The sequence below is a fragment of the Enterobacter sp. RHBSTW-00901 genome (assembly GCF_014103115.1).
Classification (GTDB): Bacteria; Pseudomonadota; Gammaproteobacteria; order Enterobacterales; family Enterobacteriaceae; genus Enterobacter; species Enterobacter cloacae_P.
The window spans coordinates 1,709,359-1,731,787 of record NZ_JABXPB010000001.1 but is presented as its reverse complement, the minus strand read 5'-3'; the positions used below and the strand labels follow the sequence as shown (position 1 = coordinate 1,731,787).

Annotated in this window: 27 protein-coding genes and 1 other RNA gene; 10 read left to right on the top strand and 18 right to left on the bottom strand. The window is 51.0% G+C overall.

The genetic code is table 11. From position 1 onward, the window contains the following. Nucleotides 1-242: 242 nt before the first annotated feature. The 7 genes from HV318_RS08285 to HV318_RS08255 all read right to left on the bottom strand — a co-directional run bounded on the left by HV318_RS08285 (nt 243) and on the right by HV318_RS08255 (nt 4,829). Complete coding sequence (locus HV318_RS08285; protein WP_182272369.1) at nt 243-2,576, bottom strand: primase-helicase zinc-binding domain-containing protein; 2,334 nt, start codon at nt 2,574-2,576, stop codon at nt 243-245. 13 nt (nt 2,577-2,589) lie between these two features. Next, nucleotides 2,590-2,910 carry a DUF5375 domain-containing protein gene (locus tag HV318_RS08280; RefSeq protein ID WP_182272368.1) on the bottom strand — a complete coding sequence of 107 codons (321 nt, stop codon included), beginning with the start codon at nt 2,908-2,910 and terminating at the stop codon, nt 2,590-2,592. Next, a complete protein-coding gene (locus tag HV318_RS08275) occupies nt 2,907-3,167 on the bottom strand; it encodes a hypothetical protein (RefSeq protein ID WP_249421794.1) in 261 nt (86 codons plus the stop codon). The genes HV318_RS08280 and HV318_RS08275 overlap by 4 nt, the downstream gene beginning before the upstream one ends. Nucleotides 3,168-3,238: 71 nt before the next feature. Then, on the bottom strand, nt 3,239-3,688 hold the full coding sequence (locus HV318_RS08270; RefSeq protein WP_182272367.1) for a hypothetical protein: 450 nt from the start codon (nt 3,686-3,688) through the stop codon (nt 3,239-3,241). Beyond that, nucleotides 3,681-3,974 carry a derepression protein gene (locus HV318_RS08265; protein WP_182272366.1) on the bottom strand — a complete coding sequence of 98 codons (294 nt, stop codon included), beginning with the start codon at nt 3,972-3,974 and terminating at the stop codon, nt 3,681-3,683. Before HV318_RS08265 ends, HV318_RS08270 begins: the two co-directional genes overlap by 8 nt. Continuing rightward, nucleotides 3,967-4,566, bottom strand: a complete 600-nt coding sequence (locus HV318_RS08260; protein ID WP_182272365.1) for a host cell division inhibitor Icd-like protein — start codon at nt 4,564-4,566, stop codon at nt 3,967-3,969. The genes HV318_RS08265 and HV318_RS08260 overlap by 8 nt, the downstream gene beginning before the upstream one ends. Beyond that, nucleotides 4,563-4,829 (bottom strand): helix-turn-helix transcriptional regulator, encoded by a 267-nt coding sequence (locus HV318_RS08255; protein WP_182272364.1) that lies wholly within the window; start codon nt 4,827-4,829, stop codon nt 4,563-4,565. Before HV318_RS08255 ends, HV318_RS08260 begins: the two co-directional genes overlap by 4 nt. A 548-nt stretch (nt 4,830-5,377) precedes the next feature. Here HV318_RS08255 and sid point away from each other — a divergent pair. The 3 genes from sid to HV318_RS08240 are packed head-to-tail and all read left to right on the top strand — an operon-like array spanning nt 5,378 to nt 6,921. After that, nucleotides 5,378-6,112: a capsid size-determining scaffold Sid gene (gene sid, locus HV318_RS08250; protein WP_182272363.1), complete on the top strand. Its 735-nt coding sequence runs from the start codon at nt 5,378-5,380 to the stop codon at nt 6,110-6,112. Next, nucleotides 6,109-6,336 (top strand): ogr/Delta-like zinc finger family protein, encoded by a 228-nt coding sequence (locus HV318_RS08245; protein WP_047352759.1) that lies wholly within the window; start codon nt 6,109-6,111, stop codon nt 6,334-6,336. The genes sid and HV318_RS08245 overlap by 4 nt, the downstream gene beginning before the upstream one ends. A gap of 18 nt (nt 6,337-6,354) precedes the next feature. Beyond that, nucleotides 6,355-6,921: a phage polarity suppression protein gene (locus HV318_RS08240; RefSeq protein ID WP_182272362.1), complete on the top strand. Its 567-nt coding sequence runs from the start codon at nt 6,355-6,357 to the stop codon at nt 6,919-6,921. Between the two features lie 235 nt (nt 6,922-7,156). Here HV318_RS08240 and HV318_RS08235 read toward each other — a convergent pair whose 3' ends face one another. The 6 genes from HV318_RS08235 to smpB form a co-directional block, all read right to left on the bottom strand. Continuing rightward, nucleotides 7,157-7,840 (bottom strand): RNA ligase family protein, encoded by a 684-nt coding sequence (locus HV318_RS08235; RefSeq protein WP_182272361.1) that lies wholly within the window; start codon nt 7,838-7,840, stop codon nt 7,157-7,159. After that, on the bottom strand, nt 7,827-8,372 hold the full coding sequence (locus tag HV318_RS08230) for a hypothetical protein (protein WP_182272360.1): 546 nt from the start codon (nt 8,370-8,372) through the stop codon (nt 7,827-7,829). Before HV318_RS08230 ends, HV318_RS08235 begins: the two co-directional genes overlap by 14 nt. Beyond that, nucleotides 8,359-9,756 carry an AAA family ATPase gene (locus tag HV318_RS08225; protein ID WP_182272359.1) on the bottom strand — a complete coding sequence of 466 codons (1,398 nt, stop codon included), beginning with the start codon at nt 9,754-9,756 and terminating at the stop codon, nt 8,359-8,361. The genes HV318_RS08230 and HV318_RS08225 overlap by 14 nt, the downstream gene beginning before the upstream one ends. Nucleotides 9,757-9,768: 12 nt before the next feature. Continuing rightward, entirely contained in the window at nt 9,769-10,959 is a 1,191-nt protein-coding gene (locus HV318_RS08220) for an integrase domain-containing protein (protein ID WP_182272358.1), read from the bottom strand. 184 nt (nt 10,960-11,143) lie between these two features. After that, nucleotides 11,144-11,507: a transfer-messenger RNA gene (gene ssrA / locus HV318_RS08215) on the bottom strand. Nucleotides 11,508-11,596: 89 nt separating this feature from the next. Further along, on the bottom strand, nt 11,597-12,079 hold the full coding sequence (gene smpB, locus HV318_RS08210; RefSeq protein ID WP_063956759.1) for an SsrA-binding protein SmpB: 483 nt from the start codon (nt 12,077-12,079) through the stop codon (nt 11,597-11,599). Nucleotides 12,080-12,235: 156 nt separating this feature from the next. Between smpB and HV318_RS08205 the strand changes: the two genes are divergently transcribed. Both HV318_RS08205 and HV318_RS08200 read left to right on the top strand, forming a co-directional pair. After that, nucleotides 12,236-12,673, top strand: coding sequence for a type II toxin-antitoxin system RatA family toxin (locus HV318_RS08205; RefSeq protein ID WP_220471153.1), 438 nt, complete (start codon nt 12,236-12,238; stop codon nt 12,671-12,673). Continuing rightward, nucleotides 12,663-12,950 carry an RnfH family protein gene (locus HV318_RS08200; protein WP_182272356.1) on the top strand — a complete coding sequence of 96 codons (288 nt, stop codon included), beginning with the start codon at nt 12,663-12,665 and terminating at the stop codon, nt 12,948-12,950. Before HV318_RS08205 ends, HV318_RS08200 begins: the two co-directional genes overlap by 11 nt. 104 nt (nt 12,951-13,054) lie before the next feature. Here the strand turns inward: HV318_RS08200 and bamE are convergent, their stop codons facing one another. The 3 genes from bamE to nadK form a co-directional block, all read right to left on the bottom strand. Next, nucleotides 13,055-13,393: an outer membrane protein assembly factor BamE gene (gene bamE, locus HV318_RS08195; RefSeq protein ID WP_182272355.1), complete on the bottom strand. Its 339-nt coding sequence runs from the start codon at nt 13,391-13,393 to the stop codon at nt 13,055-13,057. 138 nt (nt 13,394-13,531) lie between these two features. Continuing rightward, on the bottom strand, nt 13,532-15,193 hold the full coding sequence (recN, locus tag HV318_RS08190; RefSeq protein ID WP_182272354.1) for a DNA repair protein RecN: 1,662 nt from the start codon (nt 15,191-15,193) through the stop codon (nt 13,532-13,534). Nucleotides 15,194-15,278: 85 nt separating this feature from the next. Further along, nucleotides 15,279-16,157 (bottom strand): NAD(+) kinase, encoded by an 879-nt coding sequence (nadK, locus tag HV318_RS08185; RefSeq protein ID WP_182272353.1) that lies wholly within the window; start codon nt 16,155-16,157, stop codon nt 15,279-15,281. A 122-nt stretch (nt 16,158-16,279) separates the two neighbouring features. On the opposite strand from nadK, the gene grpE reads away from it, so the two are divergent. Further along, nucleotides 16,280-16,873: a nucleotide exchange factor GrpE gene (gene grpE, locus HV318_RS08180; protein ID WP_182272352.1), complete on the top strand. Its 594-nt coding sequence runs from the start codon at nt 16,280-16,282 to the stop codon at nt 16,871-16,873. Between the two features lie 58 nt (nt 16,874-16,931). On the opposite strand, the gene HV318_RS08175 is transcribed toward grpE, so the two are convergent. After that, nucleotides 16,932-18,218, bottom strand: coding sequence for an HlyC/CorC family transporter (locus HV318_RS08175; RefSeq protein WP_182274560.1), 1,287 nt, complete (start codon nt 18,216-18,218; stop codon nt 16,932-16,934). A gap of 18 nt (nt 18,219-18,236) precedes the next feature. Continuing rightward, nucleotides 18,237-19,028 (bottom strand): cytochrome C assembly family protein, encoded by a 792-nt coding sequence (locus HV318_RS08170; RefSeq protein ID WP_032666789.1) that lies wholly within the window; start codon nt 19,026-19,028, stop codon nt 18,237-18,239. 166 nt (nt 19,029-19,194) lie between these two features. Here HV318_RS08170 and ffh point away from each other — a divergent pair, with 166 nt between their 5' ends. The 4 genes from ffh (at nt 19,195) to trmD (ending at nt 22,401) form a co-directional block, all read left to right on the top strand. Next, nucleotides 19,195-20,556, top strand: a complete 1,362-nt coding sequence (ffh, locus tag HV318_RS08165; protein WP_014884878.1) for a signal recognition particle protein — start codon at nt 19,195-19,197, stop codon at nt 20,554-20,556. A 242-nt stretch (nt 20,557-20,798) separates the two neighbouring features. Then, nucleotides 20,799-21,047, top strand: coding sequence for a 30S ribosomal protein S16 (gene rpsP, locus HV318_RS08160; protein WP_022649067.1), 249 nt, complete (start codon nt 20,799-20,801; stop codon nt 21,045-21,047). A 15-nt stretch (nt 21,048-21,062) separates the two neighbouring features. Next, a complete protein-coding gene (rimM, locus tag HV318_RS08155; protein ID WP_080330249.1) occupies nt 21,063-21,602 on the top strand; it encodes a ribosome maturation factor RimM in 540 nt (179 codons plus the stop codon). A gap of 31 nt (nt 21,603-21,633) precedes the next feature. After that, nucleotides 21,634-22,401, top strand: coding sequence for a tRNA (guanosine(37)-N1)-methyltransferase TrmD (gene trmD, locus HV318_RS08150; protein ID WP_182272351.1), 768 nt, complete (start codon nt 21,634-21,636; stop codon nt 22,399-22,401). Nucleotides 22,402-22,429 lie beyond the last annotated feature (28 nt).

The following is a 22,429-nucleotide window of genomic DNA, read 5'->3' as shown; positions in this document are numbered from 1 at the left end:
CTAAACGTATACCAATGGTGGTTTGTTACAGCGTTTCTTGAAGTTAAGCAAATGTGTTTTTACATGCTTACACCATGAAAAAAACTTTTTTTTAGAAAAACTGTTCACACTGTTCACTCGGCATTATTTTCTATTTATTTCAGTGGCATAGATAGTGAATAGTCAGTGAACAGTGAACACTTTACTGTTCACTTTCCGGGATTACAGGTAAAAAAAGACCGGCTGATGCCGGTCTGGGTAGGTTACAGGGCTGTGGTTTCGTCACACCGGGGCAGCCAGTCGGCGTTGCTTTCGTCCCTGAGCGCGAGATTGGTCTGCATCCCCTGATTCGTTCGCCGCTTGCCGTAATTCAGCCCGAACTCCTTCAGCATGGCCGACAGCCCTTTACCGAACATGGTCAGGCTGAGCGTGTTCTTGTAGCCGTGCGCCTCCATATAGACCAGATAGGCGTGATACAGATACAGGCGCGGCTGTTTCGGAATGATGTTCGCATTCCCCATATACATACCGTCAGGCTCGGGCAGCGCTTCAAGGTAGCCACAAAAATCAAATGTCGGGTCTGAATCGCGTTTGATGCTGAGCGCCTCGTCGGAGTTCTGCTGTGACTGCAGCAACGTGCGCGCCGTCATCGGGTCGCTGAATTTCTGCATAAGCTGACGCACAATAACGGCCAGCTCGCGTGCAATTTTGTCTTTCAGTTGCGGGTCGCGCTCTTCCGGGGCGATTTGTTCCGGGAAATGGATAATCACCCGCCGACGCGATACGCCGCCGCTGCGGTCGGTAAATCGCATCGGGTTATTGTTCACGGCCAGTATCACCGCCGGAATATGGGTGGAATACGCATCGCGGTATTTCGGGTCGACGGACACGGCATCGCCGCCGGTGATGGCCTTAAGGCCTGCACCGTCCCCGCTCCATTTCTCCTGGTCAGGCAGGCGTATCAGCGAAAAGCCAATCAGCGCCGCACGTTCGCGTGGTGATTCCAGCGTCTCGATGGTGGCCGACGTGGCGTTATCTTCCCCGGCCAGCATCGTCGCGATTTCGGCCAGAATACTTTTCCCGCTGCCGCCGGGGCCGGTGACTTCGAGAAAGAGCTGCCAGTCATAGCGGTTCGCCAGCACCATAAACAGCGCGGCAAGTATCACGTCACGCTTGTCAGCGCGTGAACCGGCTGCGCGGTCGAGCCAGCGCCAGAAATTCGGCGCATGGGCTTCCAGCGTTTCTCCCTTCACCGGCGGGGTAAAATCCACATCACAGAGTGTTCGCAGCCAGTGTGCCTTGCTGTGCGGACTGAATACGCCGGTAGCGGTATCGAGTACGCCGTTACGAAAACCAATCAGGCGACGCGCAGGAGCGTCCTGCTGCGGAATAATCAGTTTCAGGGTGTCAACCACCGAGGCGATTTTCCCGGATGAGAACGGGGCGCGCAGGCGCTGGAAAAGTCCTGCCACATCACGTGCAAAGTCCGACGGCGGAATAATTTTCCATATCCCGGCCTCATAGCGGGACAGGAGCTGGCCGTTCGCATCCACGGCCAGCGCTTCGCCGTAATGCTCATGCACCCGCATCGCCTTTTCACTGGTGCTCATGGCGGTAAATTCAGCCTCGCTCATGGTGCTGAAGGGGCTTTCAGTCGCTGGCCGGATGGTGTCATAAATCGCCTTGCGCGTGGCCTCCTCCCCTTTCTGTATAAACGCATCATTCCAGTCACCGAATACCGGCGGGAGGGCAACCGTGCCCTCACAGACCTGTGCGGCCGCTGCGGCTCTGGTCTGGCCGTCGCCGTTAAGGTCGCGGTCGGCGGCGAGGACAATCTGACAGGCCGGGTGCTTTTGCCGGGCAAGGCTCGCCAGAGAAAGGAGGTTCACCGACGACAGCGCCACCATGACGGTTTCCCCGGTCAGGTGATGCACGGTGAGGGCGGTCGCATAGCCCTCTGCTATCCACAGACGTTTTCCTGCCTGTTTCTGCCCGTCGATGGTGTGGCATGCCCCTTTTACCTGTCCGCCTTTCAGGGTGCGTTTGAGACCCTCAGCACTGATAAGCTGAACGTTAACCAGTGCGCCGGAATCGTCATGCAGCGGGACAACCACATCACCGGCGCGGTACGTCACACCGCCGGTTTTATGCGTGGCCGTGAGCATGAGAGATTCCTGACCGGGGAATCCCTTGCGGGTCAGGTAGGCGTTGCCGGTGGCCGTGCGGGTTTTCTCCATGAGTCTGACGGCCAGCGCGGCGGCCGCCTGGCGGTCAGCATCGGTTTCAGCCTCTGAGGCCGCCATCGCCTCCGGGGCAACCGGAGGCAGACTGCCGGTCACGGCATTCACTTTTTGGGCTGCCTCAGACGGTTTTACGCCGAACACTTTTTCGACCAGCTTGAGACCATCCCCCGCGCCGCACTGGTTACAGAACCACGTCCCGCGCCCTTCCTTATCGTCAAAGCGGAACCGGTCAGAGCCGCCGCACACCGGGCAGGCCTGATGGCGGTTTTTAATCACCTTCACCCCCAGCGCCGGGAGAATGCGCGGCCAGTGGCCGCACGCCAGTCTGACGGTTTCCGTTACGTTCATTTTCATCGTTTTTTCTCCCTCAGTGCACAACCGGCACGGCGATATGACGGGCACAGAGTTCATCCATCACGGCCAGCCCGAGAAAGGACAGCGACGGGGCGGCTTTCAGCGGGCTGGCTTCCATTAAATCTTCCAGTAGCGCACAGGCTATCTGACGGCCTTTTTCCTCGCCGTGCTGGCGTAAATAGAAACCCTCCAGCTCCGTGGTCATGGCATTTTCCAGTACATCGAGTGTGAGCTGTGGATAGCGGTGCTGGCGGGCGCACAGAGTAAGCCAGGCACAGGCCACGGCGCGGCGATACAGCGCGGCGCGTAATACGGGCGGTAATGGCTGTTTCATACATCAGCCTCCCCGGTGAGCCAGCGCTGGTTGCAGCGTCCGACCACATCGTCGAGCTGGGCGGTCATGAGGTAAATCACGGAGGTGAGCTGTAACGGCTGCGCCGGGTCGCGGCGCACGGTGGTGCAGTCCTGCACCTGCATCAGTTCGCCGACGAGCCTGCCGACGTTGCAAAGGTGTTCCAGAGAGTTGAGGTCGTGCTGACTGAGCGCAACATGACGCTCTTTCTGTATTAAGGCCGGGTTATTAACAGACATAATTCCGTCTCCTGAGCACGTGCGTATCCCTGCGCAGATACGCACATTTTATTTTTGGGTGTCGTTTTTAATTACAGATAATGGCGGTAGCTGTTATCCGGTTTTATTTCCGCTTCCGTTGCGACATTATTCCGCCATTTTCTCGCCACCGGCGCTGGCCGTCTGATCGGGGAAATATCACCCGGATACTTATCGAGATTTCGCGCACGGTATTGCTGTAATTCCGGGTCAGCGGCAATTTCACGTAAAACCGTGTGACGGTTTTCAGGGCTGCGCTTAAATACGTCGGGGCGCTCACAGGTAAAGTCCCGCAAAAAACGACCGAGCGGAATTTCTGCCATGCCACCAGTAGCGATAATACGAATGAGGATGGTGTAGGTGCGCCGGTACGGGTTCCAGACCAGCCCCGGACAGCGGTACGGCATATCCCACGGAATACCACCGGCCAGCACGCCCGACACCACCACGTCAGGAAAACCTGAACAGCGGTACGTTTCGCCCGGTTGAGGGAAATCAAACATGGTGCTCACCTCCGTTCACGGACGACGGGGCAATAAAATCACGACACAGGCCTTTGGCCTTGAGCTCCTCCAGTACGTAGCTGATGTCTTCATGCAGATAACTCAGAATATGAGGGACGGAAAGCTGGTGCAGGCCGGAGAGCTCACGCTGTTTCAGATCCAGCCCGACAAAATGCGTCATGGCGCTGGCGCGGTTGAGTTTGTGAAACGATTCGGGGCTCAGGTGCTCACTGATGGTATTGAGGTCATCACGACACGCTGAGACGGTCTGAGTGCTGTTATGCATGGCACACCTCCGCAACCGGCAGGCGGGCAGCAAGGGAAAGTACGTAATCGCGAACAAGGGAGCGACGTGCGGTGTGTTCGTCACCGGCAACAGTGCGGAGCATACAGATACGGGGCGTGCGGTCTGCGCGGCGAACGGCAGCAAACACAAAGACATATTCAGGGTGTGACGGGGTGAGGGTCGTAGCCATAAGGCAACCTCCGATAACAGCGTTAACGACGCTATCGCCGGAGTTCTCACGCTCAGTGGCGATAGCCCAGACGGGGGTGAGAATACCGGTGTTATCGGAAACCGGCCAGCCCGAGGGCTGCCCCGCCTGAGCTACCATTGACATAGCGGCATAATGTACGAATACGGGCAGGAGACGGAGAGTCACACCTGCACGAATGACCGCACACCACACCATTATCTGGCGCTCTGTGGCGTTGATTTCGACACAAAAAAAGACGCATGGCGCGTCTGGTGTCGCCGATAACATACACGGGTTCTCACGCCCGGCTGCCGATTTTGCGGCAACGGCAAAACTGTACCAGGAAACACACAACAGATGCAAGCCAGAAAAAGGGGCTTTTTGAAATCGGCTCTGATTCATGCATCGCATTTCCGGTTGCGGTGAGCGATGCGTTCCGCCATCCATGCGGTAACTTCGGACTGGAGCCATGCGACGTTTTTCCCCCCGAGGGAGACCTGCGCCGGGAAAGCATCACGGGCGATTAAATCGTATAAGGTGGAGCGGGACAGGCCACATAAATGCATCACTTCGGGGAGGCGTAAAAATCTCTCCTGAGCGGCATCAGATATCGGCATCAGAGATGCTACAGGAACAGAAGAATGAGAAGAATAAACAGTTTGCATTAAGCCACCTCGTTACAGTCCATACAGCGCCGGTCGTATCCGTCTGGCTTCGGGTAGCTCTCTATTTTGTGAATATTTTTCTCCAGTGCAACAGATGCATGTTGTGTCGTAGAGCAGCATTGTTCGTTATTTATACAGAGAATGAAAAAAGCGGAAAATAATCGACACACGACGCGCTGAGACGTTCACAAAATCAGATTGATTTGTTTTATCTATTAATCCAGAAAAATAAAATCATAAAAACAATGAATCACTCCAGAGAGAATTGCCGCAAGCGGTGAACAGTAGTGAACAGTTGGTGAACACTTCTATCTCAACTGTTCACCTCTTAACTTACTGTATTAACTCTATTTTTATTTAAAGTGAACAGTAGTGAATAGTTATATGTAAAAAAACAAACAGAGAGAGGGGGTTTCCTGAGACCTTTCTCTGGCCAGCCGGGTTTTAAAGTCCTGTTTGTGCCATGTCTGCTACAACGACAATGAATCGAGTTGTTGTGCGGGGCGATGCAGAATCTCCTCAGCTTGACATCACTGAGGAGTAACAACATGACCATCACGACCATTCCTGACTATCTGGCTCCGGCATTCCGGCAACTGGACGCAGCCAGAGCTGAGCATCTTGAAAACGCCCGCATGATGGATGACACCGCCACCGCGATTGCCCTTACGGCACAGCAAAAAACAGAACTTGAGCAGGAGAGCGGTAGTGACGCGAGTGAATGGCGCACGGCATTTCGTGCCGGTGGTGCGGTGCTGACGGATGAGCTGAAAAAACAGCATCTGGCGCGTGTCGCTTCCCGTGAACTGGCACAGGAGTGTGACCAGCTCGCTGAGGTGCTGACTTTTGAATGTGACCGGCTGAAAGGTAACTGTGACAGCACGGCCAGAGCCTACCGTCAGGCACATCACAATGTGCTCAGCCAGTATGCGGGAAAAGAGCTGGATAACGCGTTACGCGATACGTGCGGGGCGCTTGTCCGGGCGATGAAACTCAAAATGCTGGCACTGGGGAATCCTCTCGCGAACACCGTCGGGATTCAGGGCTATGTCGAGCCGGATAAAGCGATTATGCAGGAGGTGCAGACGTGGCTTAAGCAAGCGGTGAAAGACTGTCATATCCGTCTGGCTGATGAGCCGGTGCTGTTTAAAGCCGGGCTGTCGGCCGAGACGCTGCCGCATATGAATTACGGTGTCGCAGTAACCGCCGGTCAGCGTAAGAGCTACTTTGACAAGCTGAGTGTGCGAAAGGCTGACCTTGAAGCGCGAGGATTGCTGTCATGATGCACTGCCCGTTCTGTAAGTGCCCGGCACATACCCGTACCAGCCGCTATCTGTCTGAAACCGTCAAACATGCCTATTACCAGTGCACCAACATTCTCTGTTCGGCCACATTCCGGACGATGGAGTCGCTCGACTCGGTTATCAGGCCGCCTTCAGAGACGGAATTAAAGGATGACGAATTTATCTCGGCTCATGCCGGGAAAGCGAAAAAACAAAGTCTGTAACGTCGACGGAGACACCCGATGACAATATTAACGCTGGAGCAGGCTTTTGACGTCTGTCAGAACAACAAAACCAGCTGGCTGACCCGCAAACAGGAGCTGGCTGAAGTCGAACAGGAATACGGAGAGCTGTTAGCCACCGGTGAGACTAACAGCTCCCGCAACCTGCAAACGCTGCGCGATATTATCGACGTAAAAAAATGGGAAATAAATCAGGCTGCCGGTCGCTATATTCGCTCGCATGAGGACGTGCAGCGCATCAGTATCCGCAACCGCCTGAATGATTTTATGCAGACGCACGGCGCGGAGCTGACCGCCGCTCTTGCACCTGAGCTGATGGGCTATAACAACCAGCATCCCGCTGTAAAACACTGCGTGATGCAGCATTCGGTGGATTACCTGCGAGAAGCGCTGTCGGTGTGGCTGACAGCCGGTGAAAAAATAAATTATTCCGCACAGGATAATGACATTTTAACAGCCATCGGATTCAGGCCTGACTCGGCTTCGCGGGATGATCATCGTGAAAAATTCACGCCTGCACAAAACCAGAATTACATCCGAAAACGAGCTGAACTGGCCGCGCAGTAGCCCGTCAAAAAATCCCCGTAAATCCCGCCCTTTTTCCCGAATTAAGCCATGCATGCATAAGGTGCATGGTTTTGCATCCATTTTCACGCCCCTGTATCTCCCGCCAGCGCCAGCTTTGGCGCGGCCTGAGGTCGCCCATGCACCTGCATTAAAAGCGCCCCATTAAGCGGGCAGGCGGGGCGGGGAGAGCATTGCGCGCAGATAAAAGAGATTAAACAATATCTTAAAATGTATTTTACGATGACAAACTATTTGCAGTAATAGTTCGCGAGCTCCAGTGTTGAATAATATTCTGAGTGAAATCATTCCTAACGAGTTTTGCTCTGAAAAACGTTTCTTCATTATTTGAAGCTCTTACGTAGATACCCTCAGCCAGAGAGTCGCTATAAAAAGATTTTTTAATAAACTTGGGCAACTCTTCCAAAGAGAAAAAACCTTTTTTGATCAATGGGACAGTCTCGATGCCCATGAGTGTAATGAGTTCATTTCGTTGTTCGAAATTAATGAATTTACCTGAGGCTTTGTTGTAAATATCAAATGCCAAAAAATAATCTGGGAGGTGTGTGTAATGAATTGAATGTTTAGCGTAGCACCACTCGCCAAAAAGTATATACTTATCGCCTAACACATCAAATAGAATGTCTTTTTTTGATGATGTCCATTTCTCTAAAGGCTTCCATTGCCCAGTGAATGGGGGCATTAAGATAGTGCCTCTGTTTTGTAAAATAATATCAGCGTCTGAGTTGAAAGATATTCCTAGATTAGCGCCATCAATTTTTTCTTCAATAATTAACTCCTTATTGAATATTTCTTGCTGTAAATTTTCAAGAAGAACTTTATCATTTCTTACGTCCTTTTTCGTTGAAATCGAAAAATGTGGTGTGCTTGGGAATTTTAAACTAATCTCATTCATTTGCATTACCCATTTTTCTTTGGTAAATTGCTTGAATATATTTTTCATCCATGAAATGCACTTCAATACCAACTTCCGCTAATGCGTTTTTCCATCCCCACCATTTACTATCAACTGCCTGATAAATGCAAGGTTTATTCGGGTGCGCATTGGATACTGCTACAAATTTCCGATCTGAAATATCGAAATTTTCCAAGCCTTGGTGTTCAGGAAACTCCACATAAGTATCATTATGCTTTGTTATGTTTACTCTATCTTCCTCTGGGAAATTCCATCTATTATCATGTAGCCATTTCATAAATGCATCCCCCTGACCAGGGGAGCCGCCAAGATTTAATTGACCTCGATATTCATTAAATATTTCGTCTGAAGCATCAAGAACTAGTCCTTTATCTTTTGTGCTAGTTATTTTTTCTAATAGGCTAATGCAACTCATTACACAATCATAGTTTTCAAGAGTAACTCCAACACCACCAACTGCTAGGTTTGCAGTTTTTGGAACATTTGTATCTAAAATATAATTATTAGGAATTTTCATTTTTATTCAACTCCTTAAACCTTTTTTGCATAGCAGCTTTTGATTGTGCAGTTATATCACCCATCTCATCGCCGAAGAAATGCTCAGGCCAGTTTTTTATATTCCCAAAGTCATCAATTAATAATGGGGTTAGTGTCGGTTTGTCTTTTATAAAATCTGAAAAATATGCCGATACTTTTTCTTTGCTAATTTCATTTTCCGCGATTCGTCGCTGTAACCTTCTCAGAAAATGTTCGGAATGAGTCTCAATTATTAACTGAATGTTTCTATCTGTACCATTTTCTTTCGACCGAATTACATCAATTAAAACATCGGCTAAAACAGATTGAGCCTTCGGGTGAAGATGTATTTCTGGTTGTTCCATAAGTATAACCGATCCACTAGGAGCATAAAAACACTGTACTAGAACCGGTAATACTTGAGATATGCCAAATCCGACATCAGGTAAATCCACCCAAGAACGTGAACCCTTGGTGCAAACTTTAACCTCATACTCTTGGCGATTCTCAGATATTGGCTTTACGATAAAATCATCAATGAGACCCATTTCCTTTAACTTAAGAGCTATAATTTCTTCGAATGGCTTAGCCGTTTTTCTATAGCCAAGGCCAATCTTACGCTCTTTAGCGGAGAGAATGGCGGAAATTGTATTCTCACCAGCAAAACCAACGCTTTCAGGTCTTATTCCTGACCAAGGGTATAACCTAGATGGTTTAATTCTTAATGGGCCAAGATAATAAAGAGAGCGAAATAATTGCTCATGGCGAAGATTTAATTCTTGTACAAAGTCTGCATTCTGATAATAAGCTACAACCTCATCTGGGAAACCATAGAATCGGACTGCTTCTTTAATTGACCATACTCGACCTTTCTGCCTTATTAAATTATAATTTGAAAACTCTGTTTTGAAATCATTCTTGGAGTTTTCATTTCTATTTAGTCCAACGGAGAAAGTTAATTTGCTTTCTTTATAAATGTCATAATTAAATCCCGCCAGTTCAACAAGGCGTTGGTTTGCATTAAAGGAAACCGATGCGCTAAAAGATATTTCGTCACCTAGGAACGTGTTTGTGCTGATAGGATCTCTAACTTTTAATTCATCGGAAAGATCCCATGTGTATTCGAAAGATATATTTTTGGAAATATCTCTTTGGTTTACCATCTCATGGTATGAACCAAGTTGTACTGCTGTTTGTGGTCCACCAGAGTACAGGGGGCTTTTTCTATCTGGTGAATCAATGGTTTGTTTAAGCATCATCAAAAGCTGACCAATGCTTGATTTACCCGAGCTATTCCCCCCAAAAAATAAAGTGATAGGAGCCATAGCAATATCTTGCGTGTCTCCCCATGCTTTAAAATCTTTTATTCTTAATCTCTTAAACATTTCCTCTCCCAACTAAATTTTATAAACAGCATTACCCCACCAGTGCATTAGATCTACCCTTTGCTCTAGGTAGGTTGAGCGGTTATAAGCCCTACGCACTTCATTTTTATCGGAGTGAGCCAAGGCAGATTCAATCACATCAGGATTGAAGTTCGCTTCATTTAGAGCGGTGCTTGCGATTGAACGTAAACCATGTGCCACCAATTTTCCACCATAACCAATTCGTTTTAAAGCAGCATTTGCAGTTTGGCTATTCATGGGATGTTTTGGAGCATTCCTACTGGGAAAAACATGTTCACGATGAGCGCTGATTGGTTTCATCACTTCCAGAATATCTAATGCCTGAGGAGATAGAGGGACGATGTGCTCACGCTTGGCCTTCATCCGTTCGGCTGGAATCGTCCAGAGCTTTGCATCGAGATCGATCTCTGCCCACCGAGAACCGGAGGCTTCAGAAGGGCGCACAAGCGTCAGAAGTTGCCACTCAATAAGACAACGTGTCGAAACAGACAGATTAGACATAACCAAAGAACGCATCAACTTCGGTAACTCTTCTGGTCGGAGCGTCGGCATGTTTTGCTTTTTAGGTTTCTCAAAGGCCATCCCAACACCTGATGCTGGATTGGCATCAATCAGACCAGTGTTTACGGCATAAATCATTATCTCGTTAATACGCTGCACCAGACGACGTACAGTTTCTAGCGCTCCACGTGCTTTGATTGGCTCAAGGGCTTCAACAAGTGTTCGGGCTTTGATTTGCTGAACAGGGCTCTCACCGATTGCAGGGAATACATCTTTTTCCAGTGAACGCCAAATGTCTTTTGCGTAATCAGCGGTAACGCTTTTACTTTTGAGCTGGAACCAGTTGGCGGCGACTGTTGAAAAAATACTGTCCAGTGCGATTTGCTGCTGTTCCTCTGCAACTTCAGCTTGAATCTGCGGGTCGATTCCGTTGGCTAATAAGGCAAGGTAATCAGCTCTTAACCCTCGGGCATCAGCAAGCGAAAGGGCAGGGAAGGCACCGAGCCCCATCATTGTCCGCTGCTTTGTTGCCGGGCGTTGATAACGGAAACGCCAAAGCTTTTTCCCGCTGGTTTTCACTATCAGGAAAAGGCCATCGCCATCATGCAGCGTTAGATCCTTCTCTAACGCTTTAGCGCGCAGAACTTCGGTGTTGGTAAGGGGGCGTGTTGTCCGTGCCACTGTGGCCGCTCCTTCATGAATTGGTATACGCTTTTAGGTATACATCCTACCGTATACCTAAACGTATACCAATAATCACCGGATTTAGCCGGATGTTCTCGGACAACGACAGACACAAAAAAGCCCGCAGGGCTTGTGCCGTGCGGGCTTTCTGTACTTCACCGGACGTATCCGGATCATGATTTGGTGGAGCTGGCGGGAGTTGAACCCGCGTCCGAAATTTCTACATCCTCGGTACTACATGCTTAGTTTGTCTTTACATTCGCACGTCAGCTGCGGACAGACACGCCACTAACGTACTAGCCTGATTAGTTTTAACGCTTCAACCCCAGGCAGGGCTTCCACGCGATCTCTTTTGGGTTTGACCTCTCTTTGATCCCCGTCTTAAGAGCGGAAGCTAGGGAGAGAGGGCTCAGAGCAGGTTATTAAGCTGCTAAAGCGTAGTTTTCGTCGTTTGCGACTATTTTTTTGCGGCTTTTAACGAGGCAAACCGCCCCTCGGCATGCACCTTGGGTTTCGCAAATCCCGTCGAATCCAGAATCAGCCCCAATAGTGTTACGCTGAGTATACCAGATTTCACTTCCTGGTTACCAGCCCAGAACGCTAACTTATTGAATAGTACAATAAGTGTGCAGAATCAACGTCCTGCGTTTTTCATGATACGTGCTTTGTCGAGTTGCCACTCGCGCTCTTTCAGGTCGGTACGTTTGTCGTGCTGTTTTTTACCTTTCGCGACGCCGATTTTCACTTTGCACCAGGCGTTTTTCCAGTACATAGAGAGCGCAACCACAGTGAAGCCTTCACGGTTAATACGTCCGTAGAGGGATTCCAGCTCACGTTTGTTCAGCAGCAGCTTACGGGTGCGCGTTGGGTCACAAACGTAGTGTGAAGAGGCAACGGTCAGCGGCGTAAAGTTCGCGCCAAACAGGAAGGCTTCGCCGTCTTTCAGGATCACGTAGCTATCGCCGATGTTCGCTTTCCCGGCGCGCAGTGATTTGACTTCCCAGCCCTGCAGCGCAAGGCCTGCTTCGAATTCTTCTTCGATGAAATACTCATGGCGAGCACGCTTGTTGAGCGCAATGGTCGCTGAGCCTGGTTTATGTGCTTTTTTCTTCGTCATAAGTGTCGTAAAGCCGTCGGTAATCTGATTTCAAAAAGTCACCTCATTGCGTCCTGTGAGGTCTAACGCGCTATCTTAGCACGAGATGAGGCTTAGCGTTTTTTTAACAGGTGATAAATGTTATTATTTGTCCGTTGTGTGACCATGGAAAATGCTATGCCTCAGATTAGCCGTACTGCGCTTGTCCCTTACAGCGTGGAACAAATGTATCAGTTAGTGAACGATGTTCAGTCTTATTCGCAGTTTATTCCGGGATGTACCGGTAGCCGGGTACTGGAATCTGGCCCGACGCAGATGACTGCGGCGGTGGATGTCTCCAAAGCGGGGATTAGCAAGACGTTCACCACCCGCAATACGCTGACCGATAATCAGAGTATTTTGATGCATCTGGTGGATGGTCCGTTTAAGACCCTGATGGGAGGCTGGAAGTTTACGCCTCTGAGCGCTGACGCCTGCCGCATCGAATTCCATCTGGATTTTGAGTTTACCAATAAGCTGATTGAGCTGGCGTTTGGCCGCATCTTCAAAGAGCTGGCCTCAAACATGGTTCAGGCATTCACGACCCGCGCCAAAGAGGTCTACAGTGTCGCATAAGATTGCTGTGGAAGTGGTGTATGCGCTGCCAGAGAAGCAGTATCTGCAGCGTGTGACTCTGGAAGAAGGGGCGACGGTTGAGTCTGCTATCCGTGCTTCAGGCCTGCTTGAGCTTCGCAGCGATATCGATCTGGCGAAGAATAAAGTTGGGATTTATAGCCGTCCGGTTAAGCTTGCGGATGTACTGAAGGACGGTGACCGGGTTGAGATTTATCGCCCACTGATTGCCGACCCGAAAGAATTGCGTCGTCAACGTGCGGAGAAATCTGCGCAGTAGCGTTTTTCCCCTCACTTTACCTCTCTCTGTAGGGGCGAGGGGGATAAAAAGAAAAAACAAAAAAAGGTGCTCATTGAGCACCTTTTTGCATTTCTGACGCCTGATTATTTGGTCAGGGCAGGCTTGTTGTCGATGTTGGTCAACACACCGGCGCTGCTGAAGGTCAGCGTCAGGGTCTGCTGGGTCACGTCTTCGTGGCCTGGCTGCTGACGGAATACATAGAACCAGGTGTTTGTCCCAAACGGATCGGACATCATCGGGGTTCCCAGTGCATAAGCGACCTGCTGTTGTGTCATTCCTGGGCGGATTTTGGACACATCGTTAGGAGTAAGGTAGTTCCCCTGGTTGATGTCAGGACGGTAAACCACTTTCTCCAGAGTGGAACAGCCTGCGGTCAACATCAGAAGAACCGCTGCGGCAGCGGTCAGCGTTTTACAGCGCATAGTGATTTGATTCCTTTTCGGGCCCGAGCAGTACGCGGCTCATATGTAATATGCCGATGATAATAGACCTTGCCCCACTTTGAAACCGGTCTGGCGGCGTTTTTATTGTTCTCTATGACCCTGAGATCCCGAAAAAGTTTATGCCGCCAGTAGTTCTTTCGCGTTAGCAAGGGTGTTGCGGGTGACTTCACTGCCGCCGAGCAGGCGCGCCAGCTCTTGCAGACGCGAACGTTTATCCAGTGGTTTCATATGCGTTTCGGTCATTTCACCATCAGTTTCTTTGCTGACGATAAAGTGGTGGTGACCACAACCTGCAACCTGCGGCAAGTGGGTGACGCACATCACCTGAGTTGATTCACCTAACTGACGTAACAGCTTGCCGACCACCGCCGCCGTCGGGCCGCTGATCCCCACATCGACTTCATCGAAAATCAACGCCGGGGTTTCCATTTTACGGGCAGTGATCACCTGAATCGCCAGGGCTATACGCGACAACTCACCGCCGGATGCCACTTTGGAAATAGGTTGTAGCGGCTGACCAGGGTTCGTGGTGACGCGGAATTCAATGCGATCTGCACCTTCAGCCGTCAGGTGGTTTTCTTCAAAGCGGACATCAATAGTGAATACGCCGTGTGGCATCGCCAGGGTGTGCATACTGTCGGTGATGTGCTGGCCTAATTCTTGCGCATAATGCTGGCGGATATCATGCAGCTGTTTTGCCGTCACGAGCGCCTGCTGATGGTGCAGATTCACCGCCAGGGATAAGGTTTCCAGTGAGTCGGCCTGATCGTCGAGCTGCTGCTGTTCATCAAGCAGAGACTGATAATAGTCCGGTAATTCTTCTGGCGTGACGTGGTGCTTGCGCGCCAGCGAAATCTGTCTGGAGATGCGTTGCTCCAGTTCGAACAGCCGGTTGGGATCGAGATCCAGACGTTCACAGTAGTGTCGCAGTTCGTCGCCCGCTTCAGAGATCTGAATGGCGGCCTCTTCCAGCATATCCAGTACACCGGAGAGTTTGCTGTCCATACCGGCCAGTTCAGTGACTAACTGACGCACATTATACAACTGGCTTTGCAGATTCACGTCCTCGCCATCCGCCAGCATGTCCAGTGCATTCTGGCTGGTCGAGAGCAGGTGACCACTGTTGGCCAGACGCTTGTACTCTTCATCAATTTGCTCGAACTCACCCGCCTGTGGGTTGAATTCGTTCAGTTCTTTCAACTGATATTCCAGCAACTCAGCACGTGCAGCACGCTCCTGGCTTTGCTGTTGATGCTGTGCGAGCTCGCGACAGCTCTGGTGCCACTGGCGATAGTGCTCCGCCATCAGTTGAGTGAGCGCATACTCACCCGCGTAACCGTCGAGCAGGGCTTTCTGTTGCTCTGGTTTAATCAGCTGCTGATGGGCGTGTTGACCGTGGATCTGGATGAGCAACTGGCCGAGTTCGCGCAGTTGGGAAAGAGGGACGGCTGTACCGTTAATAAAGCCACGAGAGCGGCCGTCGCTGCTGATGACGCGACGAAGTAAACACTCACGTCCGTCTTCCAGCTGGTTCTCTTCCAGCCAGCACAGGGCGGCCGGGGTATCTTTCAGGGAAAAGCGGGCACAGAGATCGGCACGGTTTGCACCGGTGCGCACCATATCACCCTCTGCACGGCCGCCGAGGCACAAGCCGAGGGCATCAATGGCAATGGATTTACCCGCACCGGTTTCCCCGGTGATTGCCGTCATGCCGCTGTGGAAGTCGATCTCAAGCTCACGAACAATGGCAAAGTTGCTGATGGTCAGTTGTGCCAGCATAATTGCTTTCCTGTATGAAAAACCATAACTGTGTTTTCATACAGTATAAACTGGTTTTTTATACAGTAAAGTGCTGGATGCAAAATCAGAACAATTTTTTTGACCAGCCAAGCTTTGAACTTAATGTGTTGAAATAACTGTAATCTTTTGGGTGAATAAGATTCAGGTGGTAATCGCAGCGGCGAATTAATACATCTTCACCTTCCTGAATAGGCAGTGCGATCTGGCTGTCGCAGCTGATCTCCAGGTCGTTGCGGCGGTGTGAGAAACGCAGGCGAATGGTGCTGCTGCCGTTAATGACCAGCGGGCGGGCAGAGAGCGTATGCGGGAACATTGGCACCAGCGTGATGGCATCCAGTGACGGGGTCAGAATTGGGCCGCCTGCAGAGAGCGAGTAGGCCGTTGAACCTGTTGGCGTGGAGATAATGAGCCCATCAGAACGTTGTGAGAAGGCGAAGATTTCGTCGATGTAGACTTCGAACTCAATCATGTGCGCCACTTTGCCGGGGTGAAGAACCACTTCGTTAATCGCGGTGCTGATGCGCTTCTGACAGTCTTGCTGGCACACCTGGGCTTCAAGCAGAAAACGTTTTTCGCTGATATAGTGACCTTCCAGCACGTCGGCCAGCTGTTGCTGGGCGTTGTCCGGGTCGAGGTCAGTCAGAAAACCGAGGTTACCGCGGTTGATACCGATGACCTTGATATCATAGCGAGCGAGGGTACGTGCTGCGCCCAGCATATTGCCATCGCCGCCGACCACCACAGCGAGGTCTGCCTGTTGGCCAATTTCCGCCAGCGTGCCGGTTTTGACGCCCTTGAGCTGCAGCTCCTGAGCGATTTGCTGTTCGACCATCACTTCATAGCCTTTGCTACACAGCCAGCGATACAACATTTCATGTGTCGTCAATGCGGTAGGGTGACGCGGATGCCCGACGATCCCAATACACCTGAAATGATTATTCATTTTCTGGAGGTCCTTGTGCCTGATGAATGATGACAATCTGTCTTGTTCCCTTGAATCCCGGAAACTGATCCCCATAATAAGCGAAGTTAGCGAGATGAATGCAGAAAAACGCGGAGAAATTCATGAGTAGTAAAGAACAGAAAACGCCTGAGGGGCAAGCCCCTGAAGAAATTATCACGGAACAGCACGATGAAGTTGAGGCGTTAGAGCCAGACGCATCTGCTGAGCAGGTGGACCCGCGCGATGAAAAAATTGCGAATCTGGAAGCCCAGTTGGTAGAAGCACAGAATCGTGAGCGCGAAGGTGTGCTGCGCATCAAAGCGGAAATGGAAAACCTGCGCCGCCGTACTGAGATGGACGTTGAAAAAGCGCATAAATTTGCGCTGGAGAAATTCGTCAACGAACTGCTGCCGGTAGTGGATAGCCTGGATCGCGCGCTGGAAGTGGCTGACAAAGCTAACCCGGACAACGCGGCAATGATTGAAGGCATCGAACTGACGCTGAAATCTATGCTTGATGTGGTGCGCAAGTTTGGCGTGGAAGTGATTGCCGATACCAACGTGCCGCTGGATCCAAACGTTCACCAGGCGATTGCGATGGTGGAATCAGAAGACGTTACCGCAGGTAATGTGCTGGGCGTGATGCAGAAAGGTTATACCCTGAATGGCCGTACCATTCGTGCTGCAATGGTAACCGTGGCGAAAGCGAAAGCGTAATTTGCCATCTGTAGTGCCGGGTGGCGGCATTCGCCTTACCCGGCCTACATTCGACTTCCTACTCAGAAATACTTTCCCGAATCGGCTTAACGGGCAGAATTTTCACCTGCTTAATCATATTGTCCTGCACGTCCAGGATATCAATATCGTATTGATCAATTCGTACCCGCGTGCCCGCTGCCGGGATCTCTTCCAGTGCTTCCAGAATCATCCCGTTCATGGTGCGAGCCTCGTCTTCCGGCAGATGCCAGTTAAAGGCTTTATTAAGTTCACGAATATTGGCGCTACCGTCGATCAGCACGGAGCCGTCATTTTGCGGAGTGACTTCTTCAGCAAGGGAAGGTGACATTGATGTCGTAAAGTCCCCGACAATCTCTTCCAGAATATCTTCGACCGTCACCAGCCCCTGAATGTCGCCGTACTCATCCACTACCAGCCCGACTTTCTTCTTATTACGCTGAAACTTCACCAGTTGCGTACTGAGTGGCGTTCCTTCCGGTACGTAGTAAATTTCGTCGGCGGCGCGCAGCATCACCTCTTTTGTGAACTCTTTTTTCTCGGTCATCAGGCGATAGGCCTCGCGCACGCGCAGCATGCTGATGGTGTCGTCCAGTGAGTCACGATAGAGCACGATACGCCCGTGCGGCGAGTGCGTCAGCTGGCGAACGATGGCTTTCCAGTCGTCGTTGATGTCAATCCCGACGATTTCATTGCGCGGTACCATGATGTCGTCAACGCTGACCTTTTCCAGATCCAGCACCGAGAGCAGCATGTCCTGGTTACGACGGGATATTTGCGAGCGGGATTCGTTCACGATAGTGCGCAGCTCGTCTTTACTGAGCGCACTGCTGATGGTGACATCGGCTTTGATTCCCACCATACGCATCAGTAAGCGGGTAACCATATTCAGGAGCCATACCAGCGGCATCATCAGGATTTGCAGTGGCGCAAGCAGGAAGCTGCTCGGGTAGGCGACTTTTTCAGGGTAAAGCGCGGCGATGGTTTTTGGGAGTACTTCAGCAAATACCAGCACCACAAACGTCAGTACACCGGTGGCGATGGCGACGCCCGCATTACCATACAGGCGCATCCCAACGATGGTACCCAGTGCAGAGGCGAGAATATTGACGAGGTTGTTACCGATAAGCACCAGGCTAATCAGGCGATCCGGTTTTCGGAGTAATTTTTCAACGCGACGCGCGGCACGGTTACCCTGCTTCGCACGATGACGTAACCGGTAACGGTTTAAGGTCATCATGCCGGTTTCTGAACCAGAGAAATAGGCGGAGATGACCACCATGACGATCAGCGTGACGATCAGCGTGGTGGTAGAGATGTGTTCCAGGGGGAACTCCTTTGTTACTTAGCCAGCAAATTGCTGTATAAAGCGGCTGCCAAAATAGGCAAGGGTGAGAATGCCTGCGCCCGCAACGTTAAACCAGACCACGCGACGACCGCGCCAGCCTTCATGATAATGGCCCCATAACAGGACAATATAGACAAACCACGCGACGATGGAGAGAACCGCTTTGTCGATATTCTCCACGCTGAACAGGTTTTTCATATAAAACAGGCCAGTGCAGAGTGTTAACGTCAGCAGAACAACACCAACCTGCGTAATGTGGAACATCTTACGCTCAATGACCATCAGCGGCGGCATCTCATGGTTGAACGCCAGCTTTTTGTTTTTCAGCTGGTAGTCAATCCAGGCGAGCTGCATGGCGTAGAGCGCGGCAATGATCAGCGTCGCGTAAGCGAACAGCGACAGACCAATATGCACCAGCATGCCCGGTGTGGCTTCCAGGTGGGTGATGAACTCATTGGGCATAAAGGTGGCTAAGGCCAGATTGATCAACGCGAAGGTGTAGACAATCGGCAGCAGCAGCCAGCCACGATTTTTAGACGCAACAATGGTCATCACCGTGCAGATCATCAGGCTGACCAGCGAACCGACGTTCAGCACGCTCAGGTTTTGTACGCTACCGTCACCAGGAATAATGCGTGATTCCAGTGCAAAAGCGTGGCTGATTAGTGCGATCACCGCCGAAAGAATAGCCATGCGCCGCCAGCCGCTGTTTTTTTGCAGCAGGCCGGGAATGATCAGCGCGAGGCTGACAGAATAGGCAACAAGGGCGATCAGTGCGAAAACAGGCATATAGGCGTCGGCAGTTGTCTTAATAAGAAAGAGAAGCAGTATAACGTTACGTGACGCCTGCTCCAACCGTTGCATAACAACAAAGCCGCCTTCATGTTATACTGCGGCAAAATTCTGTGTATGTGTCGCAGCTCGCGACCCAACGTTTCTACCCAGGCGAGAGACAATGTTTGATAATTTAACCGATCGTTTGTCGCGCACGCTGCGCAACATCAGCGGCCGTGGACGCCTTACTGAAGAGAACATCAAGGAAACGCTGCGCGAAGTGCGTATGGCGCTGCTCGAAGCAGACGTTGCGTTACCGGTCGTGCGTGATTTTATCAACCGCGTAAAAGAAAAAGCGGTTGGTCATGAAGTTAACAAGAGCCTGACTCCGGGTCAGGAGTTCGTCAAAATCGTTCGTAATGAACTGGTTTCGGCGATGGGCGAAGAAAACCAGGTACTTAACCTGGCCGCTCAGCCGCCAGCGGTCGTGCTGATGGCTGGTTTGCAGGGTGCGGGTAAAACGACCAGCGTTGGTAAGCTGGGTAAATTCCTGCGCGAAAAACACAAGAAAAAGGTGCTGGTTGTTTCTGCCGACGTGTATCGCCCGGCGGCAATCAAACAGCTGGAAACACTGGCAGAGCAGGTTGGCGTGGATTTCTTCCCGTCGGACGTTGCCCAGAAGCCTGTCGACATCGTTAATGCGGCGCTGAAAGAAGCGAAGCTGAAGTTCTACGACGTGCTGCTGGTGGATACCGCCGGTCGTCTGCACGTTGATGAAGCGATGATGGACGAGATCAAGCAGGTGCATGCCTCTATCAACCCGGTAGAGACCCTGTTTGTTGTTGACGCCATGACCGGTCAGGATGCGGCGAATACCGCGAAAGCGTTTAACGAAGCCCTGCCGTTAACCGGTGTGGTTCTGACTAAGGTTGACGGTGACGCCCGTGGCGGTGCGGCGCTTTCTATTCGTCATATCACCGGTAAGCCGATCAAATTCCTCGGTGTAGGCGAGAAAACTGAAGCGCTGGAGCCGTTCCACCCGGATCGTATCGCTTCCCGTATCCTCGGTATGGGCGACGTACTGTCGCTGATCGAAGATATCGAGAGCAAGGTTGACCGCGCACAGGCTGAGAAGCTGGCGAGCAAACTGAAAAAAGGTGATGGTTTCGATCTCACCGATTTCCTTGAACAACTGCGTCAGATGAAAAACATGGGCGGCATGGCAAGCCTGATGGGCAAACTGCCGGGTATGGGGCAAATTCCTGACAACGTAAAAGCGCAGATGGATGACAAGGTGCTGGTGCGTATGGAGGCGATCATCAACTCGATGACCCTCAAAGAACGTGCTAACCCGGACATCATCAAAGGTTCCCGTAAACGCCGTATCGCAGCCGGTTGCGGCATGCAGGTGCAGGACGTTAACCGTCTTCTGAAACAGTTCGACGACATGCAGCGCATGATGAAGAAAATGAAGAAAGGCGGCATGGCAAAAATGATGCGCGGAATGAAAGGCATGATGCCCCCTGGATTCCCTGGCCGCTAAAAACAAGGGCATAAGGTTATCTTGTTTGCCATTTTAGCTCCGGGTTGTGCTCGACAAGACACAAGAGTGTTTTGAACGCCCTTTAGGGCGGCCCGAAGAGCGAGCGGAGCGAGTAAATGCTCAGTATCAAGATGCTGATTGCATTTTCCCCAGAAATCAGTAAAATTTTCGGGCTTTTAATATGACACCCGGGCTCCGTTCCTCGATGGGGCCCGGTTGTTTTATTCACACAAGAGGATGTTATGGTTACTATTCGTTTAGCTCGTCACGGCGCTAAAAAGCGTCCGTTCTACCAGGTTGTTGTTACTGACAGCCGTAATGCACGCAACGGTCGCTTCATCGAGCGCGTTGGTTTCTTCAACCCACTGGCCTCTGGCGCAGAAGAAGAAACTCGTCTGGATCTGGATCGTATCGCTCACTGGGTTGGCCAGGGCGCTACTGTTTCCGATCGCGTTGCTACGCTGATCAAAGCAGCAAACAAAGCAGCTTAATCTGTCACGGTGGTCATGATGAGCAATAAAGCACCTGTTGAACCGATCGTATTGGGAAAAATGGGTTCTTGCTACGGTATCCGTGGTTGGCTCAGAGTGTTTTCCTCCACTGAAGACGCTGATAGCATTTTTGATTACCAGCCCTGGTTTATCCAGAAGGCCGGTAAGTGGGAAGAGGTCGAGCTGGAAAGCTGGCGTCACCACAATCAGGACATCATCATCAAGCTGAAAGGCGTTGACGATCGTGATGCCGCGAATGCGCTGACTAATTGTGAAATTGTCGTGGATTCGTCGCAGTTGCCACAGCTGGAAGAGGGCGACTACTACTGGAAAGACCTTATGGGTTGCCAGGTGGTCACTACTGAAGGTTACAGCCTGGGGAAAGTCATCGATATGATGGAAACCGGGTCAAATGACGTTCTCGTCATTAAGGCAAACCTGAAAGATGCATTTGGCATCAAGGAGCGGTTGGTTCCGTTCCTCGATGGACAGGTTATCAAGAAAGTCGATCTCACTACTCAAACGATTGAAGTAGATTGGGATCCTGGTTTTTAAATTCTCCGGATAAACGGTAAAAGACGGCGCTATGTGGATTGGCATAATTAGCCTGTTTCCTGAAATGTTCCGCGCGATTACTGATTACGGGGTAACTGGCCGGGCAGTAAAAAATGGCCTGCTGAACATCCAGAGCTGGAGTCCTCGTGACTTTACTCATGACCGGCACCGTACCGTGGACGATCGTCCTTACGGCGGCGGACCGGGGATGTTAATGATGGTGCAACCCTTACGGGATGCTATTCACACAGCAAAAGCCGCGGCAGGTGAAGGCGCGAAGGTGATTTATCTGTCACCTCAGGGACGCAAGCTTGATCAAGCGGGCGTGAGCGAACTGGCGACGAATCAAAAGCTGATTCTGGTCTGTGGGCGCTACGAAGGGATAGATGAGCGCGTAATTCAAACCGAGATTGACGAAGAATGGTCTATCGGCGATTACGTTCTCAGCGGTGGTGAGTTACCAGCGATGACGCTGATTGACTCCGTCGCCAGGTTCATTCCGGGTGTACTGGGCCATGAAGCTTCGGCAACGGAAGATTCCTTTGCTGATGGGTTGCTGGACTGCCCACACTATACTCGACCTGAAGTGTTAGAAGGGATGGGAGTACCGGCAGTGTTACTGTCTGGAAACCATGCTGAGATACGTCGCTGGCGTTTGAAGCAGTCGCTGGGCCGAACCTGGCTTAGAAGACCTGAACTTCTGGAAAACCTGGCTCTGACTGAAGAGCAAGCAAAGTTGCTGGCCGAGTTCAAAACTGAACACGCGCACCAGCAGCATGAACATGATGGGAATGCGTAATACGCTCCCGAATATCAGTTTACCCAGG